Source organism: Allochromatium vinosum DSM 180 (assembly GCF_000025485.1).
Lineage (GTDB): Bacteria > Pseudomonadota > Gammaproteobacteria > Chromatiales > Chromatiaceae > Thermochromatium > Thermochromatium vinosum.
Genome location: NC_013851.1, coordinates 2,837,927 through 2,858,609, shown reverse-complemented (window position 1 = coordinate 2,858,609; position 20,683 = coordinate 2,837,927). Strand labels below are relative to the sequence as shown.

General features: G+C 66.5%; 15 protein-coding genes. 8 read left to right on the top strand and 7 right to left on the bottom strand.

Going from position 1 to position 20,683, the window contains the following annotated elements; translation table 11 throughout:
- Nucleotides 1–5: 5 nt before the first annotated feature.
- Entirely contained in the window at nt 6–332 is a 327-nt protein-coding gene (tatB, locus tag ALVIN_RS12615; RefSeq protein WP_012971707.1) for a Sec-independent protein translocase protein TatB, read from the bottom strand.
- Between the two features lie 47 nt (nt 333–379).
- A complete protein-coding gene (gene tatA, locus ALVIN_RS12610; RefSeq protein ID WP_012971706.1) occupies nt 380–655 on the bottom strand; it encodes a twin-arginine translocase TatA/TatE family subunit in 276 nt (91 codons plus the stop codon).
- A 229-nt stretch (nt 656–884) separates the two neighbouring features.
- On the opposite strand from tatA, the gene rlmH reads away from it, so the two are divergent.
- The 8 genes from rlmH (at nt 885) to serB (ending at nt 12,440) form a co-directional block, all read left to right on the top strand.
- On the top strand, nt 885–1,358 hold the full coding sequence (gene rlmH, locus ALVIN_RS12605) for a 23S rRNA (pseudouridine(1915)-N(3))-methyltransferase RlmH (protein WP_012971705.1): 474 nt from the start codon (nt 885–887) through the stop codon (nt 1,356–1,358).
- Between the two features lie 8 nt (nt 1,359–1,366).
- Nucleotides 1,367–1,975, top strand: coding sequence for a Maf family protein (locus tag ALVIN_RS12600; RefSeq protein WP_012971704.1), 609 nt, complete (start codon nt 1,367–1,369; stop codon nt 1,973–1,975).
- Nucleotides 1,976–2,090: 115 nt separating this feature from the next.
- Nucleotides 2,091–3,545: a ribonuclease G gene (gene rng, locus ALVIN_RS12595; RefSeq protein ID WP_012971703.1), complete on the top strand. Its 1,455-nt coding sequence runs from the start codon at nt 2,091–2,093 to the stop codon at nt 3,543–3,545.
- 124 nt (nt 3,546–3,669) lie between these two features.
- On the top strand, nt 3,670–7,281 hold the full coding sequence (locus ALVIN_RS12590) for a YhdP family phospholipid transporter (RefSeq protein WP_012971702.1): 3,612 nt from the start codon (nt 3,670–3,672) through the stop codon (nt 7,279–7,281).
- 146 nt (nt 7,282–7,427) lie between these two features.
- Nucleotides 7,428–8,258 carry a carbon-nitrogen hydrolase family protein gene (locus ALVIN_RS12585; protein WP_012971701.1) on the top strand — a complete coding sequence of 277 codons (831 nt, stop codon included), beginning with the start codon at nt 7,428–7,430 and terminating at the stop codon, nt 8,256–8,258.
- 78 nt (nt 8,259–8,336) lie between these two features.
- The gene (gene tldD / locus ALVIN_RS12580; protein WP_012971700.1) at nt 8,337–9,779 is read left to right on the top strand and encodes a metalloprotease TldD; all 1,443 of its coding nucleotides are present in this window, start codon (nt 8,337–8,339) and stop codon (nt 9,777–9,779) included.
- Between the two features lie 83 nt (nt 9,780–9,862).
- On the top strand, nt 9,863–11,212 hold the full coding sequence (pmbA, locus tag ALVIN_RS12575; protein WP_012971699.1) for a metalloprotease PmbA: 1,350 nt from the start codon (nt 9,863–9,865) through the stop codon (nt 11,210–11,212).
- 7 nt (nt 11,213–11,219) lie between these two features.
- Nucleotides 11,220–12,440, top strand: a complete 1,221-nt coding sequence (serB, locus tag ALVIN_RS12570; protein ID WP_012971698.1) for a phosphoserine phosphatase SerB — start codon at nt 11,220–11,222, stop codon at nt 12,438–12,440.
- Here the strand turns inward: serB and ALVIN_RS12565 are convergent, their stop codons facing one another.
- The 5 genes from ALVIN_RS12565 to ALVIN_RS16680 all read right to left on the bottom strand — a co-directional run bounded on the left by ALVIN_RS12565 (nt 12,441) and on the right by ALVIN_RS16680 (nt 20,563).
- Nucleotides 12,441–15,557: an efflux RND transporter permease subunit gene (locus ALVIN_RS12565; protein WP_012971697.1), complete on the bottom strand. Its 3,117-nt coding sequence runs from the start codon at nt 15,555–15,557 to the stop codon at nt 12,441–12,443.
- Entirely contained in the window at nt 15,554–16,657 is a 1,104-nt protein-coding gene (locus tag ALVIN_RS12560; protein ID WP_012971696.1) for an efflux RND transporter periplasmic adaptor subunit, read from the bottom strand. The genes ALVIN_RS12565 and ALVIN_RS12560 overlap by 4 nt, the downstream gene beginning before the upstream one ends.
- A gap of 216 nt (nt 16,658–16,873) precedes the next feature.
- Entirely contained in the window at nt 16,874–17,482 is a 609-nt protein-coding gene (locus tag ALVIN_RS12555; protein ID WP_012971695.1) for a hypothetical protein, read from the bottom strand.
- 172 nt (nt 17,483–17,654) lie between these two features.
- Nucleotides 17,655–18,308: a response regulator gene (locus tag ALVIN_RS16685; RefSeq protein WP_012971694.1), complete on the bottom strand. Its 654-nt coding sequence runs from the start codon at nt 18,306–18,308 to the stop codon at nt 17,655–17,657.
- The gene (locus ALVIN_RS16680) at nt 18,287–20,563 is read right to left on the bottom strand and encodes a response regulator (RefSeq protein WP_012971693.1); all 2,277 of its coding nucleotides are present in this window, start codon (nt 20,561–20,563) and stop codon (nt 18,287–18,289) included. Before ALVIN_RS16680 ends, ALVIN_RS16685 begins: the two co-directional genes overlap by 22 nt.
- Nucleotides 20,564–20,683: the final 120 nt, after the last annotated feature.

Genomic DNA, 20,683 nt, shown 5'->3' with positions numbered 1-20,683 from the left:
CGCCGTTACTTGGCGAGCGGGCCGTTCGACGGAGACGAGCCGCTCGCCGTCGTCTGCGGCTCGGTCGTGGTCGCGGGGCGGGGCGTGGTCTTCGCCGGCTCTTCCAGGATGGTATCGAGCGGATTGTGTCGCGCCTGCTCGTCGAGGATCTTCTTGAGTTCCTCGGCCTTGAGCTCGCGATCGATCTCGTGTTTGACGTTGGAGAGCGTGCGCCGCGCGTGCCCGACCCACTTGCCCGCCACGCGCGCCGCGCGCGGCAGACGCTCCGGGCCGATCACGACCAGGGCGACGATGGCCACCAGGATCAGTTCTTGAAAGCCGACATCGAACATCTAGCACCGTCCAGCAGGGTCGAGCATCCGGTTGGCGAGCGAGGCGATCAGGTGCGATCGCGATTGGCCGTGGTGTCGCTCTGGCGTGTCTGGGCGGTCGAGTCCGCCGGGCGCGCGTCGTTCGGCTGGCCGATGGCGCCATTCTCGCGCGCGCCGGTGTCGTCCTCGTCGCTCTTGTCGGAATTCGACATCGAACTGCGGAAGCCGCGGATGGCCTCGCCGAGATCCGAGCCGATGTTCTTCAGCCGCTTGGTGCCGAACAACAAGACCACGATCACCAGGATGATCAGGAGCTGCCAAATACTGATGCCGCCGACGCCCATCGTGTTTCTCCGTTGCCCGCAGTCGTGAGCCGACCTCGGGATATGCTTGTCTGTTCCGTCCGTGCGCGTGGATCGAGACTGCGACGCAGACGGGATTTGAAAATTCGGGAGCGGCGATCATAACGCAAGCCGATTGACGCTGAAAGCGCCCGCTCGGGTCTCGGGTGCGCGTTTACGTCGGGCACCGGGATGGGGGATGATGTCGGGAGTGATCGAAATCGAGTGTCGTATGCGGATTCATCTGATATGTGTCGGCCGGCGGATGCCGGGCTGGATCGAGGACGGCTATCGCGAGTACGCCAAGCGGCTGCCGCCCGAGTGCGCCCTGCATCTGGTCGAGATCGACCCGGTGCATCGCGCCAAGACCACCACTGTGCGCCAGGCGCGCGAAGAAGAAGGGCGGCGCATCCTCAAGGCGATCCCCAAGGGCGCGGATGTGATCGTGCTCGACGAGCGCGGGCGCTCCTGGAGCACCGAGACGCTGGCGGGCCATCTGCGCGACTGGCTGGCCGATGGGCGCGATCGGGCGCTCGTGGTGGGCGGGGCCGACGGGCTGTCGGACGAGTGTCTGGCGCGGGCGCGTGAGCGCTGGTCGCTCTCGGCCCTGACCTTCCCGCATCCGCTGGTGCGCGTCATCCTCGCCGAGCAACTCTATCGCGCCTGGAGCCTGACCCAGGGGCATCCCTATCATCGTGCCGGATGACCTGAGCCATGACTGAGACCAGCCACCAGCTCTATCTCGCCTCGCGTTCGCCGCGCCGGGGCGAGTTGCTGAACCAGATCGGCGTGCGCTTCGCTCAGGTCGAGGCGGACGTGGACGAGACTCCAGGTCCGGGCGAGTCGCCCGAGGACTATGTGCGGCGGATCGCGATCGAGAAGGCGCGGACCGGCCGGTCGGCGGTTCCGACCGAAGACCTGCGCCCGGTGCTGGCCGCCGACACCGCCGTGATCGTCGACGGCGAGATCCTGGGAAAACCGCTCGACCGACCCGATTTCCTGCGCATGATGGCGCGCCTGTCGGGCCGGACGCATCAGGTGCTGACCGGGGTGGCGCTCGCCCGAGCCGGTGAGGTCTGGTACGAGCTGAGCACGAGCCGGGTCGGTTTTCGCGTCATCGACGAACGCGAGCAACGGGCCTACTGGGCCAGCGGCGAGCCGTGCGACAAGGCCGGCGGCTACGGCATCCAGGGCTTGGGCGCGCTCTTCGTCGCCGATCTCCAGGGCAGCTACTCGGGCGTCATGGGACTGCCGCTGTATGAGACCGGATGTCTGCTGCATCGCGCCGGTATCGCCCTGCTCGCGAACGCTGACGCCCTCTGAAGGACATCCGGTTCCGAAGCCACCGGGCGAAAATCCCTGGACAGCGCGCTTTGCGTCCTTCGTACCGTTGCGGTTTCAATGTCTCAAGAATCCAGCTATCAGAAGGACGCATCGAGTGAGTGAAGAGATTCTCATCAATGTCACCCCGCCCGAAACCAGGGTCGCGGTCGTCGAGAACGGGGTGGTGCAGGAGATCATCATCGAGCGCGCCGAGCGCTGCGGTCTGGTCGGCAACATCTACAAGGGACGCATCTGCCGCGTGCTGCCGGGGATGCAGGCGGCCTTCGTCGACATCGGTCTGGAGCGCGCGGCCTTTCTGCACGCCTCCGACATCATCGGCGCCCCCGGCGAGTCGCGCGGCGACCAGATCCATGAGCTGGTGCGCGAGGGCGACATGATCGTGGTCCAGGTGGTCAAAGACCCGCTCGGCACCAAGGGGGCGCGTCTGACCACCAACATCTCGATCGCCTCGCGCTATCTGGTGTGCATGCCGGCGGTGTCGACCACGGGCGTATCGCAGAAGATCGAGGATGAGGACGAACGCCGCCGTCTGCGCGAGATCCTGCTGCGCTATGTCGAGGCCCATCAGGGCGAGGGCGGTTTCATCGCCCGCACCGCCGCCGAGGCCGTGAGCGAAGAGGCGCTGGAGAAGGACATGGCCTTTCTGGCCAAGCTCTGGCGCGGCATCAAGGAGCGGTGCGCCCACGTCAACCAGATCGGTCTGGTCCACGACGATCTGGCCCTGGCGCTGCGCGCCCTGCGCGATCTGGTGACACCCGAGGTCGAGCGCATCCGCATCGACTCGCGCGCCATGGTCGACAAGGCCGTCTCCTTCGCCACCAAGTACATCCCCGAGATCCAGGGCCGCATCGAGTACTACCAGGGCGAGCGTCCGCTGTTCGATCTCTACGGCGTCGAGGAGGAGATCCGCAAGGCGCTCCAGCGCAAGGTCAGCCTCAAGTCGGGCGGTCATCTGGTCATCGACCAGACCGAGGCCATGACCACGATCGACGTGAACACCGGCGCCTTCGTCGGTCATCGCAATCTGGAAGAGACCATCTTCAAGACCAACCTGGAGGCCGCCCAGGCGATCTGCCGTCAGCTCAGACTGCGTAATCTCGGCGGCATCATCATCATCGACTTCATCGACATGACCGAGGACGAGCACAAGCGCCAGGTGCTGCGCGCGCTCGAAAAATGCCTCGCCCGCGATCATGCCAAGACCCACATCACCGAGGTCTCCTCGCTCGGTCTGGTCGAGATGACGCGCAAGCGCACCCGCGAATCGCTGGAGCATGTGCTGTGCGAGCCCTGTCCCTGCTGCGGCGGGCGCGGTTCGATCAAGACCGCCGAGACCACCTGCTACGAGATCTTCCGCGAGATCCTGCGCGAGTCGCGTCAGTTCGAGGTCGAGACCCTGCTGGTACTGGCCTCGCAGGAGGTCGTCGACCGGCTGCTCGACGAGGAGTCGGCGCATCTGGCCGAGCTGGAGGAGTTCATCGGCCGTCCGATCCGGCTCCAGGCCGAGGCGCTCTATACGCAGGAACAGTACGACGTCGTGCTGATCTGAGTTGGAGAGATGCGCTGAACACTCCGGCGTTCGCGATTCGCCATCGGTGCCGACGGTGGCGCGCACTGTGATCCTGTGAATACGATGCGCTGATATCCCGCTCATGTCCCGGCCCGCACGCACGATGACCTTGCTGAAAGGCGTGTCGCTCCTGACGGCAGTGCTCCTGGCACTGCTGGTCGCGCTTGCGTACTGGTCGCCGTCCCTGCCCGACAGCTATCGCGCACCGCTCGCGGAATGGCTCGCCGAACGTCTGGGCTATCGGGTGTCGATCGCCGGCCTGCGTCTGGGTCTGGCCGGTGTCCGGCCACGTCTGAATCTGGAGCAGGTCGAGCTGAGCGATCCGGATACGGGCGCACCGGCTCTGAGTCTGAAGGCGCTGCAACTGGATCTGGATCTCTGGGATTCAGTGCGAACCCGCTCGCCTCAGATCGAGGCGCTGACCCTGGTTGGCGCGCATTTGACGGTGGAAAGAACGGCGGAGGGCCGGTTTCGGCTCCAGGGTCTCGACGGCTTGGGCGGCGGCGATCCACAGGTGCTCGAAGGCTTTTGGCGCGAGGGCCGGCTCGATGTGGTCGAGAGCGAGATCCTGTTGCGCGATGCCGTCCGAGAGTCACGGCTGTTGCGTCTGACCGGGGTGCACCTGACCCTGGCCAATACCGGGGAGCAGCATTGGCTGGATCTCCGCGCGCGCCCGGTCCCGCCCGATCCGCTCGCGACCCGCGCGCGAACGCCAGACCCGAGCGATGGCGGACCCGTCCGTCCGTCCCTGCGCCTGTCGGCCCGTCTGGAGGGGCCGCCGTCCGATCCGGCTGCCTGGAGCGGTCGGGGCTATCTGAGCCTGGACGGGGGGAATCTCGGTCTGCTGCTGCCGGCGGGTCTGACCCGTGCCGGGCGCCTGGATACCGAGCGGGCCATGATCGAAGCCTGGCTGAATATCGAACAGGGCCGGCTTGCGCCGTCCTCGCTACGGCTCGATCTCCAGGGGCTGCGTTTCGGGATGCGCGATCGCGAGGATGCGAAACCGCGCCGGGGCGATGAGGCACCGGATCGCTTCCCGGCCTGGCATCTGAAGGCCCAGGCGCGCCTCCAGCCCAGCGCGGACGGCTGGACGCTGCGGGTCGCCGGCCTGGATCTCGGCTCCGGTCGGGCGGGACTCTCGGGCCTGAACCTGGATCTGAGTCTGGCGCCCGATGGCGCACCGCTCGGTCTGGAGGCGCGCGCGAGCCGCCTCGACCTCGCCGACCTGAGCACGCTCGCACGCGCGAGTCCCTGGCGCCTGCCCGAGACGCTGGCGCTGTTGCTGGAACGCCGCCCGCGCGGACTGGTGCGCGACCTGTCGTTCGGACTCGACCTGACCGAGACCGAAGCGGACAGGGATGCCGTGACGGCGCCGCGCTGGCAGGTCTCGGCCAGCCTGTCCGATCTCGGGCTAGATCAGCGTGCGCCGCTGCCAGGCTTCGCGGGTCTGGATCTGACGCTCGCCGCCGATCAGGACGGCGGCCAGCTGCGCCTGGAGACCGAGCGACTCGACCTGGATCTCAACCCGACCTTCGATCGCCCGCTCCGGCTCGACCGGCTCGCCGGACGGCTGGAGTGGGCGCGCCAATCGCAGGGCGGCTGGACACTCACCGCCCCCGAACTCAGCCTGAAAAACGCCGACCTGCGCGGACAGGGGCAGCTGGACCTGCAACTGCCCGGCGCCGACGGACGGCCTTTCCTGGATCTGGTCGCCCGCTTCCAGGACGGCAATGGCGCCAACGTCCGTCCCTATCTGCCGGCCGGTCTCATGCACCCCAGTCTGGTGAGCTGGCTGGAACAGTCCATCGTCTCCGGGCGCGTCACCCAGGGCGACCTGCTCTTTCGCGGCGCCCCCGCCGACTATCCCTTCCGCGAAGGTCGAGGCCGGTTCGAGCTGAAACTGGTGTTCGAGGATCTGCGTCTGGATTATCAGCCGGACTGGCCGGCGATCGAATCCGCCGCCGGTCATCTGCATTTCCTCAACCAGGGACTGTCGATCCGGGTCGAGCGCGGGCGTCTGCTCGAAAGCGACTTCAGCAACGGACGGGTCGATCTGCCCGATCTGCGTGGCGTCGAGTCACTGCGCATCCACGGCGAGACACGCGGCCCCTTCGAGGACGGACGCCGCGTCCTGGCCGACACGCCGCTCGCCGACAAGCTGGGCGGACTGGCCGAAATCCTCGACGTCAGCGGTCGGTCGCGACTGGTCCTGGATATCGATCTGCCATTGGTGCCGCAGCGCGTTCTGGGGGTGTCGGGCGTTCTGAGCTGGCCGGAGCCGGCCGCACTGGGCCTGCGCGGGACGGCCATCCAGCTCTCGCGGCTGGACGGGGCGGTGCGCTTCGATGCGCGTGGGATCGAAGCCTCCGAGGTCAAGGCCAGACTCAAGGGCCGGCCGCTCACCCTCAAGCTGGAAACCACGGCCTCCGGACTCCAGCTCGCCGGCCGGCTCGACGCGCTGGATCTGGGCGCCTGGAGCGACTGGACACAGGCGACTCAGCTCGGCCAGCAGGCGGCCAGACGGGGCGGTATCGCGCTGGCGGGCGTGGCGTTCGACATCGAGCGTCTGCATGTCGGCGGCCGCACGCTCAACGCCTTTGAACTCAAGGCTGCACCGGGACCGTCCGGCTGGCGGATGCAACTGGCGTCCCGCGAGGTCGCCGGCCGGATTCGTCCCGCCGATCCGGTGGCCGGTCGGCGGCTGGGACTCGATCTCGAACGGCTCGACCTCAAGGCGCTCCTGACGCCTCCCCAGTCTGCCGCGCCGACTCCAGCCGATTCGAGCGCCGAACCCGGTGCGGACGCCTTCAGCACCTTGCCCTCGCTCGATCTGCATGTCGAACGGCTCGACTGGGGCGAACAGCCGCTGGGGACACTGGATCTGGCTCTGCATCGTGACGCCCTGGGTCTGCGCCTGCCGCACCTGCGTCTCGACGGTTCGGGACTCTTGACGGTCGAGGGAGTCGGCGAATGGGTCCGTAATCCCGAGGGTGGCGAGACGCGCCTCGATCTCAAGGCCGAGACCCCGAATCTGGGGCGCGTCCTGGCGGGCTTCGACGAGCCGGCGGCGATCGAGGCCGGTGCCGCCAGTACGCGCGTGCGCCTGAGCTGGCCGGGGGGGCCGTCGCGCTTTGCCTGGGTGCGCGCCGCCGGTGTCCTGGACATCGAGGTCGGTGCCGGGCGGTTGCTGGAGGTCGAGCCGGGTGTCGGGCGCCTGCTCGGATTCGTCGACATCGGCTCCATTGGTCGCCGGCTGGTGCTCGACTTCTCGGATCTGCACCAGCAGGGCTTCAGCTTCGAGCGTCTGGCCGGACGGATCGCGATCGGACAGGGACAGGCGCAGCTGGACGAGGTGCTGATCGAAGGACCGGCCGCCAAGGTGAGCATCACAGGTCGCACGGATCTGGCCAGCCGGCAGCTCGATCAGCGCGTCCTGGTCGAACCCAGGCTGGGGTCGAGCGTGGCCCTGGCCGGCGCGGTGGCCGGCGGGCCGGTGGTGGGCGCGGCCGTCTATCTGGTCGATCGCGCCACCGGCAACACCATCGACCGGCTCGGCCGGTACGAGTACCGGCTCACGGGTTCCTGGAACGAACCGGAATGGACACGACTCGGTTGGGAGCCGCTCGGCGGTCTCGGCACGGAGTTGGGGTCCGACACCGAGAACCGGGACAAGGAACCGCCGCGCGCGATCAATCATTTTCTCGATCAGCACTGAGCCTCGGTTTTCGGCGAACCGGGTCAGGTGGTATCTTTGCAACAAATCAGCGGAACGGCCTCCACGCGCAACAGCGGCGATCGCTCTCCGACCGCGACGCAGGCCGGCATCCGCGCCACAGACTGGGCGGAATTGGAAGTCATCACATGAAAGAAAAACATAAGATTGCCGCCATCCAGATGGCGACCGGCCCCAATGTCAGCGCCAACCTGTTCGAGGTGGAGCGTCTGACGCGCGAGGCGGTGGAGGAGGGCGCCGAACTGGTGGTGCTGCCCGAGAACTTCGCCTTCATGGGCCAGGAGGATCGCGATCAGCTCGAGATCCGCGAGGCCGATAGCGACGGGCCGCTGCAAGCCTTCCTGTCGCGCCTGTCCAGGCAACTGGGCGTCTGGGTGGTCGGCGGAACCATCCCGCTGCAAGCCAAGACGCCCGACCGGGTGCGTGCGGCCTGTCTGGTCTTCGACGACCGTGGCGAGCGGGTCGCCCGCTACGACAAGATCCATCTGTTCGACGTCAACCTGCCGGGTCTCGACGAGCGTTATCACGAGTCGGCGGTCATCGAGCCCGGCACCGAGCCGGTCGTGATCGACACGCCATTCGGACGACTCGGACTGGCCGTCTGCTATGATCTGCGCTTTCCCGAGCTCTTTCGCCGGCTGCTCGACGAGGACGCCGAGATCCTGGCCGTGCCCTCGGCCTTCACCGCCGTCACCGGCAAGGCGCACTGGGAGCCGCTGATGCGTGCGCGCGCCATCGAGAATCTGGCCTATGTGGTGGCGGCGGCTCAGGGCGGTTTTCATGTCAACGGTCGCGAGACCCATGGACACAGCCTGATCGTCGATCCCTGGGGCACCATCCTGGCTCAGGTGCCGCGTGGAACGGGCTTCGTCTGTGCCTCGATCGATCGTGAATTCCTGGATTCGGTGCGGCGCAGCTTCCCGACCATCCATCACCGGCGTTTGAAATGCAACGCCTGAGGCCGCAAGTCTGTCCGTGAACGGCCTGATCACCAACCTTCTCGCTACTGATTCAAGAGTCCGCCGAATATCGAACCTATGATTGATCCCATCGCCATCGCCCGTGACAGCATCCTCGCTCCGGCCGGACTGGACGAGTCCGCACTCGACCGTCTGCTCGGACATCTGACCAGTGCGGCGGTGGACGCGGCCGACATCTATTTCCAGTACAGCCGGCTGCAATCCTGGGTGCTGGAGGACGGCATCCTCAAGGACGGCAACTTCAGCATCGAGCAGGGCGCCGGACTGCGCGCCGTCAGCGGCGAGAAGACCGGCTTCGCCTATTCCGACGAATTGCAGCTCCCGGCGCTGATCGAGGCGGCCACGGCGGCGCGCGCCATCGCCCGTGGCGGACAGGACGGGCGGGTGCGGATCGGTCAGCGCCCCGTCGCCCAACGTTTGTACGAACCGCTCAATCCCATCGACAGCCTGCCCGACGCCGACAAGGTCGCGCTCTTGCAACGGGTCGATGCCGAGGCCCGGCGCGCCGATCCGCGCGTGCGCGAGGTCATCGCCAGTCTGGTCGCGGTGCAGGACACGGTACTGGTGCTGGCCGACGACGGCACCCTGGCCGCCGATGTGCGCCCGCTGGTGCGGCTGAACGTCAGCGTCATCGCCGAGCAGGACGGGCGGCGAGAGCAGGGTTCGAGCGGCGGCGGGGCGCGGGCGGATCTCGGCTATTTCCTGGTCGAGGATCGGGCGCTGGCCTTCGCGCGCGAAGCGGTACGGCTGGCGCTGGTCAATCTCGATGCCGTCGAAGCCCCGGCCGGGACCATGACCGTGGTGCTCGGTTCGGGTTGGCCCGGCGTGCTGCTGCACGAGGCCATCGGTCATGGTCTGGAGGGCGACTTCAACCGCAAGGGCAGCTCGGCCTTTGCCGGACGCCTCGGGCAGCGGGTTGCCGCGAAGGGCGTGACCGTGGTCGACGACGGCACCCTGCCCGGACGGCGCGGTTCGCTCAATCTCGACGACGAAGGCACCCCGACCCAGAACACCGTGCTGATCGAGGACGGCATCCTGCGCGGCTACATGCAGGACAAGCTCAACGCCCGGCTCACAGGCACCACGCCCACCGGCAACGGTCGGCGCGAGTCCTACGCCCATCTGCCGATGCCGCGCATGACCAACACCTACATGCTCGCCGGCGAGCGCGACCCGGAGGAGATCATCGCCTCGGTCGACAAGGGACTCTATGCCGTCAACTTCGGCGGCGGTCAGGTCGACATCACCTCGGGCAAGTTCGTGTTCTCGGCCAGCGAAGCCTATCTGATCGAAAAGGGCCGCATCACCCGTCCGGTCAAGGGCGCCACCCTCATCGGCAACGGCCCGGACGTGCTCACCCGCGTCAGCCTGATCGGCAACGACCTCAGGCTCGACGAAGGCGTCGGCACCTGCGGCAAGGAAGGCCAGAGCGTCCCGGTCGGCGTCGGCCAGCCCACGCTGCGCATCGACGGACTCACCGTCGGCGGCACCAGCGCGTAGGAGGCGGCGGTGAGTGTCGCCGAACCGCCTCATTCGCCCTGATCCGACCTGATCCGAACCCAGCCCAAACACAGATTCCCATCATGCCCATCCTGACCACTGAGGACACCGCCGAGCGTCTGGCCCGGCTGCAACAGATCATCGAAGACCTGCTCAAGGAAGCCAAGCGCCAGGGCGCCAGCGCCGCCGAAGCCTCGGTCGGCGGCAGCGCCGGACTGGAGGTCGCGGTGCGGCTCGGCGAGGTCGAGACGGTCGAGCATACCCGCGACAACGGCTTGGGCGTCACGCTCTACTTCGGCCACCGCAAGGGCTCGGCCAGCACCTCGGATCTCAGTCCGGCGGCCGTGCGCGATGCCGTCAGCGCCGCGCGCGCCATCGCCCAGCACACCCAGGACGACCCCTGCGCCCATCTGGCCCCGCCCGAACTCATGGCCACCGAGATCCCGGACCTGGATCTCTGTCATCCCTGGGCGATCGAGGTCGAGCAGGCGATCGAGCTGGCCATCGCCTGCGAGGACGCGGCGCGCGCCCATGATCCGCGTATCGTCAACTCCGAGGGCGCGAGTCTCTCGACCCATCTCGGCATCCATGTCGCCGGCAACAGTCACGGCTTCCTCGGCGGCTATCCGACCACGCGCCACAGTCTCAACTGTGCCGTCATCGGCCAGGATGGTGAACTGATGCAGCGCGATTACTGGTGGACCACGGCGCGTGCCGCCGCTGATCTGGACTCGGCGCGCTCGGTCGGCGAACGGGCGGCCGAACGGACCGTGGCGCGTCTCGGCGCACGGCGGCTCGGCACACGCGAGGCGCCGGTGCTGTTCCGTGCCGAGGTGGCGACCGGACTCCTGCGCAGTCTGGTCTCGGCCATCAATGGCGCCAGCCTCTACCGGCGCTCCAGCTTCCTGCTCGACCATCTCGGCCAGCGCATCTTCCCCGAGTTCGTGCGCATCCACGAGCAGCCGCATCTGTTGCGCGGACTCTCCAGCGCGCCCTACGACGGCGACGGCGTGGCCACGCGCGCCAAGGATCTGGTGCGCGACGGCGTGCTCCAGACCTATGTGCTCGACACCTATTCGGGCTGCCGGCTCGGGATGCCGACCACGGGCAATGCCGGGGGCGTGCGCAATCTCGCCATCGAGATGGGCGACCTGGACCGCGCCGCGCTCCTGCGTGAGATGGGCACCGGGCTGATGGTGACTGAACTCATGGGCCACGGCGTCAACCCGGTCACGGGCGACTACTCGCGTGGCGCGTCCGGCTTCTGGGTCGAGAACGGCGAGATCCAGTATCCGGTCGAGGAGATCACCATCGCCGGCAATCTCAAGCAGATGTTCGCCGGACTGGTGGCGGTCGGCAACGACTGCGACTTTCCGGGCAGCACCCGCACCGGCTCCTGGCTGATCGACCGCATGACGATCGCCGGGGAATGAGCGTGCCATGAGCGAAATCGTCCTGATCAATGTCACCGGCGAGGATCGCCCCGGCATCACCGCCGCCCTGACCGCCATCCTCGCCCGCTATCAGGTGCCGATCCTGGACATCGGCCAGTCGACCATCCACAACGCTCTGGCGCTGGGTCTGCTGGTCGAGCTGCCGCGTTCCGGTACCGATTGCGGGGTGTTCAAGGAGCTGCTGTTCAGCGCCCACACCCTGGGGCTCGATATCCGCTTCAAGCCCATCGCGGCTGATGACTATGAGGGCTGGGTGCGTGATCAGGGCCAGCCGCGCCATATCCTGACCCTGGTCGGGCGCGAGATCGAGGCCGAGCACATCGCGCGCGTCTCGGCCGTGGTCGCCGAGCGCGGGCTGAACGTCGACCGCATCACGCGCCTGACCGGGCGCATCTCGCGGCGCGAGCGTCTGCCGGCGGCGCTGGCGTCGGTGGAGCTCTCGGTGCGCGGCGCCGTGCCCGACCTGACCGAGCTGCATGGCGCCCTGCTGGCGCTCGGGCGGGTGCTGGACGTCGACATCTCGGTCCAGGAGGACGACATCTTCCGCCGCAACCGGCGGCTGGTGTGCTTCGACATGGATTCGACCCTGATCCAGACCGAGGTCATCGACGAACTGGCGGCGGCGGCCGGCGTGGGCGCCGAGGTCGCGGCCATCACCGAGGCGGCGATGCGCGGCGAGCTGGACTTCAAGGAGAGCTTCCGGCGGCGCATGGCGCTGCTCAAGGGACTGGACGAATCCGTGCTGGCCGGAATCGCCGAGCGTCTGCCGATCACCGAGGGCGCCGACCGGCTCATCGCCACGCTCAAGCGGCTCGGTTACAAGGTCGCGATCCTCTCGGGCGGTTTCACCTATTTCGCCGAGCATCTGCAACGGCGATTCGGCATCGACTATGTTCACGCCAACCGGCTCGAATTCCGGGACGGTACGCTCACCGGCGAGGTCTCGGGTGAGATCGTCGACGGCGCGCGCAAGGCTGAGCTGTTACGCGAGATCGCCGCGCGCGAGGGCATTCGGCTGGAGCAGGTGATCGCGGTCGGCGACGGCGCCAATGATCTGCCGATGCTGGCCATCGCCGGACTCGGTATCGCCTTCCATGCCAAGCCCATCGTCACCGAGCAGGCGCGTCATGCCATCGCTACGGTCGGACTCGACGCCATCCTCTATCTGCTCGGGATGCGCGATCGGGATGTCGAGGCCCTGTCCTAGCTAAGGCTGATCAGCCATCTCACGCTCCAGCCGCTGCTTGACGGCTCCCGGCGATCCGGTGTGACGCGCCAGCCGGTCGTAGGCCACGGGAACCACGAACAGGGTGAAGACCGTCGCCGCCAGCACACCGGCGAGAATGACGATACCGATGACGGCGCGCGTCTCGGAGCCGGCGCCGCTGGAGAGCAGCAGCGGAATGGCCCCGGCCGCCGTGGTGACGCCGGTCATGAGGATGGGTCTGAGCCGGGTCTCGCTCGCCTCGACCAGGGCCGCGCGGAACTCCAGCCCCTGATCGCGCAGTTGATTGGCGAACTCGACGATGAGGATGCCGTTCTTGGCCGCCAGCCCCACCAGCATCACCAGCCCGATCTGGCTGAAGATATTGAGACTCTGACCGGTGATCCATAGCCCGAACAGCGCCCCGGCCATGGCCAGCGGCACCGTGAGCATGATGACCAGCGGATGGATCCAGCTCTCGAACTGCGCGGCCAGCACCAGATAGACCACCATCAGCCCCAGCACGAAGACGAACAGCACGCCGGCGGCGCTGTTCCTGAAGTCACGGCTCTGGCCCTTGTAGTCGACCTGGGCCTGCTCGGGCAGATGTTCGCGGACCTTGGTTTCCAGATAGTCGAGCGCGTCGCCGAGTGCCAGCCCTTCGGCCAGACTGGCTTCGATCGTGATGGCGCGGATGCGGTTGAAGCGGTTGAGTTCCGGCGATTCGGCGGTTTCGATCACGCGCGCGAGACTGGCGAGCGGGATCAGGGCGTCGCTGCGCGCCGAGCGGATATAGATGTTCTCCAGACTGGTCGGAGTACTCTGCTCGTGACGCTCGCCTTCCAGAATGACGTCATATTCCTCGCCCTGATCCAGATAGGTCGTCACCCGGCGCGAGCCGAGCATGGTCTCCAGCGTGCGTCCGAGCGTGCCGACCGTCACCCCGAGATCGGCGGCACGGTCGTAGTCGATCTCGACCCGTAGTTGAGGTTTGGTCTCCTTGTAGTCCCAGTCGAGTCCGACGAGTCCGGGATTGTCTTTCTCGATCTCGGCGATCAGGGTATCGCGCCAGGCCGCCAGTTCCTCGTAACTCCCGCCGCCGAGGACGAACTGCACCGGCTTGCTGGTGCGCGTGCCGAAGCCCTGACGCATGACCGGGAAGGCGCGCACGCCCGGCAGGTCGGCGAGCTTGGCGCGGATCTCGTCCATGATGACCCAGGCCGAGCGGCGCTTGGCATGACTGTCGAGCACGACGATGACCATGCCGGTGTTGAACGTAGCCGTATTGGAGAAGGCACGCGGACTGCGCACCAGCAGCCGGATCGCCTCGCCGCTCTCGGCATAGGGCATGAGCCGGCGCTCGATCTCCTCCATGTAGGTCTTCATGTAACTGTGCGAAGCACCCTCGGGTCCATTGACCAGGATGAAGAAGGCGCCGCGATCCTCCTTGGGGGTGTATTCCTGCGGGATGCGCTCGAACAGCCAGACGGCTGCACCGAGCGTAGCGACCAGCGCCAGCAGGATGATCCAGGGCCGGCGCAGCAGGAAGCCAAGCAGGTGTCGATAGCGTCGACGGATGGCCAGGAAGAGGCGGTCGATGCCCTCGCTCAGACCGGCGCGCCCGCCCTCGGGCCGGTGCGCCGCCGGCAGCACCTTGGAGGCCAGCATCGACGACAGCGAGAGCGCGACGAAGGAGGAGAAGACCACGGCGGCGGCCATGGTCAGGGCGAACTCGGCGAACAGCCGTCCCAGATCACCCCGCAGGAAGGCGATCGGGACGAAGACCGCGACCAGCACGATGGTGGTCGCAACCACCGCGAAGCCGACCTGGCGTGTGCCCCGATAGGCGGCGACCAGCCGCGTCTCGCCGTATTCCTCCATGCGCCGGTGGATGTTCTCCAGCACCACGATGGCATCGTCGACCACCAGCCCGATGGCCAGCACCAGCGCGAGCAGGGTCAGGATGTTGATCGAGAACCCGAGCGCGAGCAGCACGGTGAAGGTAGACACGATCGACACAGGCACCGTGATCGCCGGCACCAGGGTCGCGCGCCAGTTGCCCAAAAACAGAAAGATCACCAGCACCACCAGACCGATGGCGATGGCGAGCGTCTTGTAGACCTCGTCGATCGCCTCCTCGACGAACACCGAGCTGTCGAAGCTCTGGCTCAGGATCATGCCATCGGGCAGCGACTGGTTGACGCGCTCCACCTCCGCTTTGGCCGCTTGGGCGACGGCGATGGTGTTGGCGGTCGACTGCTTGATGATGCCGAGGCCGACCATGGGTTTGCCGTTGCCGCGAAAGAACGTGCGCTCCTCTTCGGTGCCGCGCTCGACCCGCGCCACGTCGCCCAGACGCACCAGATAGCCGTCCGCGCCGCGCTTGAGCACCAGGCGCGCGAAGTCGTCGGCGGTGTTGAAGGCGCGATCGACGCGCACGCTGAACTGGCGGTCGATCGATTCGACCTCGCCGGCGGGCAGTTCGATGTTCTCGGCCCGCAGCGCGTCCTCGACATCGGCGACCGTCAGTCCGCGCGCGGCCAGGGCATGGCGATCGAGCCAGACGCGCATCGCATAGGTCTGCTCGCCGCCGACCCGCACCCGCGCCACGCCGTCGAGCACCGAGAAGCGGTCGACCAGATAGCGCCGTGCATAATCCGAGAGTTCGGGCACCGTCATCCGCTCGCTGGAGAGATTGAACCAGACGATGACGTCGTCGTTGCTGTCGACTTTCTGGATCTCGGGCGGATCGGCCTCGCTCGGGAGCTGATCGATGATGCCGGAGACGCGGTCGCGGATGTCGTTGGCGGCGCTGTCGACGTCGCGGTCGATGCTGAACTCGATGCTGATGCGCGAACGCCCGTCCTCGCTGGTCGACTCGACGGTGCGGATGCCTTCGACCCCGGCGATGCGCTCCTCGATGACCTGGGTGATGCGGGTCTCGACCACGGCGGCCGCCGCACCGCGATAGGTGGTGTCGATCGAGACCACCGGCGGATCGATGTCCGGAAACTGGCGCAGCGGCAGCCGGTCGAACGAGACCAGTCCGAAGGCGACCAGCAGCAGCGAGAGCACACTGGCCAGGATCGGGCGGGTGATGGAGAGGTCGGAGAGGATCACGGCATCCGGCCCGGTGTGGTGTCCGTCTGGGGTTTGGCTGCCTCGTCGGGGCTGGAGCCAGGGCCGGCAATGAGTCGCAGCGGCTGGCCGGGCCTGACCTTCTCCTGCCCCTCGGTGACGACACGCTCGCCCGGCGCCAGTCCGTCGCGCACCTCGACCCAGCCGGGAATGCGCGTGCCGATCCGGATCCGGATCCGTTCGGCGGTGATTCCGGCCTCGTCCTCGGACAGCCGCAGGACGAAGTGTTCCTGTCCACGATGCAGGATCGCCGCCTCGGGAACGGTGAGCGCCTCGCGCGGGTCGAGCAGCAGCACCACGCGCATCAGCAGTCCGGGTTTGAGCGTGAAGTCGGGGTTGGGCAGGATGGCGCGCACCCGCACCGAGCGCGTGACCGGATCGATCCGGCTGTCGACCCCGCGCACCACGCCCTTGAAGACGCGGGCGCCGAAAGCCGAACTCGTGGCCTCGATGCCCAGTCCGGGCTGAAGCGAGGCGAGATGGATGCTGGGCACGCTGAAATCGAGCTTCATCAGCCGGTCGTCGTCGAGGGTCGTGATCAGGGCGCCGGGTTCGACCAGAGCACCGGGACTGATGTTGCGCAGGCCCAGCACGCCGTCGAAGGGCGCCTTGATGAAACGGTCGGCCACGCGCGACTCGATGGCAGTGAGCAGGGCGCGTGCCGTATCGAGATCGCGCTTGCGCTCGTCGAGCAGGGATTCGGAGGCCGAGCGCTGGGCTACCAACGATTTGACTCGCTCGTACTGACGTTCGGCCTCACGCGTCCGCACACGAGCCTCTTCCAGCAGGGCATGCTCCTCGGCGCTGGTCATCTCGACCAGTGGATCGCCTGCGCGCACGCGCTGACCGTCATCGAAGTGCACCACCGAGATGGTCTCGGTGACCTGGGAGGTGATGGCGACCGATTCGTCGGCCTGGAGCGTGCCCAAGGCTTCGACCCGTTCACTGAGCGGCTGGACATGCGCCTCGGCCGCCACCACGGGTACGGCCGTCGGTTTCTCGCCCGGCCCTGAAGCCCAGGCGTTCGGCGCGGCCAGCCAGACCAGCGTCGAAATCAGTATCGGTATCGAAAAAACAGGCATCGATCGGGACTCGCTCTGGGATGTCTCGCATTCACGCCAAGGGATGTCCTGGATAATATGAGACCTCGGACCGGATGCGGCGTCTGGCGTTAGGCGTCCGGCTCCATCGAGAGTTCCCGGCGTCGCCGAAACGCAAACGGCCCCATCGACGATGGGGCCGTTCGTTGTCTCAGATGCACGCTTTCAGGTCAATCCTTCGACCCCGCATGCGGCTTTTTAGCGCGTTTGGGAGGAAGGCTCGCACGGAGCCTGCGCCTGGTGCTGGGGCATCATGGGATAGGGACGATCATGAAAGGCACGGTTCAGTGGCTCGCCGATGTGACGGGGCGGGTGCTGGGCGCGACGCTCTTCGCTCCACTGCTTCATGGCCTCGCGACGTTCTTCGATACGCTGCTTGAGCTGCTCGCGCTGGCTGTCGAGCTCCTTGAGACGGGCCTCCATCGACTCGGGCATGGCCGGGTATTGGCCGAACTCGGGCGCCTTGGGGAACTCGGGTGCGTTCGGATACTGACCAAACTCAGGCATGGCCGGCATCGCGGGGAACTCGGGCGTCGTGGCGAATGGGTGGGCCGGGACGGTGGGCCATGCCTGACGAGTCTGATCGGCCCAGGCCATCTGCTGCTCGGCGAACTGACGCTGCGCCTCGAAAGCTTCTCGCATGGCCTTGTCGTGCTGCTCCATCATGGCCTGCTGCTGCTCGACCAGCGCCTTGTGCTGTTCGGCGCTCGGGGCGACGGGTTGATAGGGCGCGGCATACCAGGCGAAGGCCGTGGTCGTGGCGGCAGCGAGCGCGATGGCGGAGACGGTTTGGATCAGCTTGGACATGTGACACACCTTGAAAAGACAGACGTTGTTGGCAAGCGAAAAGATTGTTGGTTTTTTCGTCGTTGACGGAAGGATTTTTAGTATATAAGAAAATTGTGAAATATCAATGGCTGCCTGTCTGCATGAAGCGATGTCGGCCTGTCGCGTCAACGAGCCGCGAGTCAGGCTGTGCTCAATGCGGTCCTTTGGGCGAATGTGCCCGATAACGTGCGAGGATGCGCTTCAGGTTCAAAGGTGTGTAAGGTTTGACCAGAAAGCCGTCCACGCCGAACTCGCGGGCCAGTTGCACGTTCACGCGCGTGCTGTTGGAGCTGACCAGACAGGCGAAGACGCCGGGCGAGCACTCCTTGATTTGTCTGAGAGCCTCCAGGCCATCGAGCTTGGGCATGTCGATGTCGAGCAGAACAAGATTCGGTGCGTCTGCCAGAAAGCGGCTGATCGCCTTCTTGCCATCCTCGACGACGATGACCCGCCCGATACCCTGCGCGAGCAGGATGTTGCTCAGCATCGCGCGGGCCAGTGGCATGTCGTCGGCCACCAGGGCTGTTGTCTGAGCCAGATTGATGGGGCGGACGGCCGCCGGTTGTGGTCGCGCGATCCGCACGGGCGTCACGGGTGGTGGCGAATCGAGGTTGAGCGCATCGGACACGACGGCCGGGGCACGGCGCCACCCGTCCATGAGGATCTCGATCTTCCAGGGGTCATCGATGCGGGTGCCGGCGGCGGCGAGCAGGGACCCATCGGCTCTGAACACGTCATACGTCAGTGCCCGATCCAGATCGATATCGGCCGGCTCGACCCGAATCAGTTCGAACTCTGTTGGCATGACTCTTCCAGCAGATTGAGCAGACTGGGGAGCACTTCCGTCTCACCGCATCGCGCCCTGGTCTCGATGATGCCGGCGAGACGTGTGGTCTCCGCGAGACCGAAACTGCTGCCGACACCCTTGAGCTGATGGGCGAGGGTTGCCACCGTGCTCAGATCGCCGCCTGCGCGCGCCGCCCGCATCGCCGCCAGGGAACCCGGCAATTCGCGCCGGAATCGCTGGCTGAGTTCCTCATAGCCGGGTATCTCGCGGATGGCCGGACACTCGGGTTCCGGCGTCCGTGGCCGGTTGCTGTGTGACAGATAACGCACGACCGTCTCGCGCAGAGACCGTTGGTCGATCGGTTTGGTGAGAAAGTCGTTGCAACCGGCTTCGAGCGCGGCCTGCCGGTCTTCCAGGGTCGTATTGGCGGTCAGGGCGACGATGGGACCATCGAAACCGCTCATGCGCAGCAGGCGTGTGGCGTTCAGGCCATCGAGCACCGGCATCTGCATGTCCATCAGGATCAGATCGAAATCCCGGCCCTGCGCGCGCTCGAATCCCTGCTGTCCGTTTTCAGCCGTGAACACCCGTGCGCCGATCTGGCGCAAAAGATGACAGAGGAGATCACGATTGTCGGCATGATCGTCGACGAGCAGGATGTCGCCCTCGACCCGGACATCCTGGACCAGTGTCCGGGCTTCCAGCGGTTGAGTCTCGGTGGCCTGATCGCTCGTGATATGCAGCGGCCGGTGCTCCAGGTCGGCTTTGGCGATCGGACCTGTCGCCAGTGTGGCCGTGAAGCGACTGCCGACCCCAAACACGCTGCGCACGCTCAGCTCACCGCCGAGGCACCGAGCCAGGGTGCGCGCGATGTTCAGTCCCAGGCCGCTGCCGCCATGCTGGCGCATGGTCGAGGCATCGGCCTGCACGAAGGCTTCGAACAACTCTTCCTGACGATGGGACTCGATCCCAATGCCGGTATCGGTCACCTCGAGGACGAGTCGTTCGTGCTCAGGATCGAGCACGACATGCAGGCGCACCGAACCCTGTTCGGTGAATTTGAAGGCATTGTTCAGCAGATTGACGAGGATCTGCTTGGCGCGTGTCGGGTCGGTGACGAGTGTGCGTGGCCAGGGCGCTTCGACGCTGAGGTCGAAATGCAGCCCCTTGCCGCGCGCGCGCTCGATCGCGAACGCCGCGATCTCCCGAATCCAGGTCTCGAAGGGTGTCTCGATCTGCTCGACGAGCAGTTTCCCCGACTCGATCCTGGAAAAATCCAGGATGTTGTTCACCAGTTCCATCAGGTAGCGGCTGTTGCGAATGATGGCATTCACGGCCCGCTCGCATTCCTCGGGGGGCTGATCGGATTCGGTGAGGGTCTCGGCGAATCCGGTGATCGCCGTCAAGGGGGTGCGGATCTCGTGCGACATGTTAGCCACGAACCGGCTCTTGGCCAGGTTGGCCTCGTCGGCCTGACGCAGGGCCGTCTCGAGTTTCTCGGCGGCGAGCCGTGCGCGTCGCTCGGATTCGTGATGTTCGCTTTGGTCCAGCAGGGTGACCAGTGACTCGCCGGTCGATCGCTCGCCGCTGAGCGGATAGGACCAATAGCGCACAGGGAGCATGGTGCCGTCTGCGCGCCGGCACCATCGCTCGCTGCCGGACGGACCCGTTTCGCCTGGAGTCGCGCTGTCGCTGGTGTGGTCATGGAGGATAGCGCGAACGTCCTGGCCGATGATCGCCTCGGTACGCTCGTAGCCCAGCAGGTTCAGGGCGCTGCGATTGATATAGGTGCAGTGTCCGGCGGCGTCGTGGGCGAGCATGGCGAACGGCGTCGAATCCAGGACATTCGCCAGCATCCGTCCCTGGCGCTGGATCGCGAGCAGGTTGCGGACCCGCAGCAGTACCTCATACGGATCATAGGGCTTGAGCAGGTAGTCGCGCGCCCCGGACTCCAGCGCCCGCAGTCGTGAGGCGCGATCCTCGCTCGCGGTCAAGATCAGGACCGTCGGCGCCTCCTCGGGCAGGTATTCACGCTGGATGTGCGCCAGCACGGCAAACCCGTCCATGACGGGCATGTGCAGATCGAGCAGCACGAGCATCGGACGCTGGAGTGCGATCACATCCAGCGAAGCGGCGGCGCTGGAGCAGCCGAGGACGTTGGTGTAACGCCCGCGGCGCAGGATTCGGCGCAGTGCGTCGATGGCGGGCGGGTCATCGTCGACGATCAGGATGAGTGCGTCCTGGCTTGGCGGATTGAGGTTCAAACGTTCCAAGTCGATATCCCCCGAGGGTCGAGGTTTGATGTTGATGTGTAGCGTGATCGTCGTCGCTGAAATCCTTGGGCAGATTAAGGTTTTTAGTCATTTGCGTCAATGGCGACACTTGTGACACAC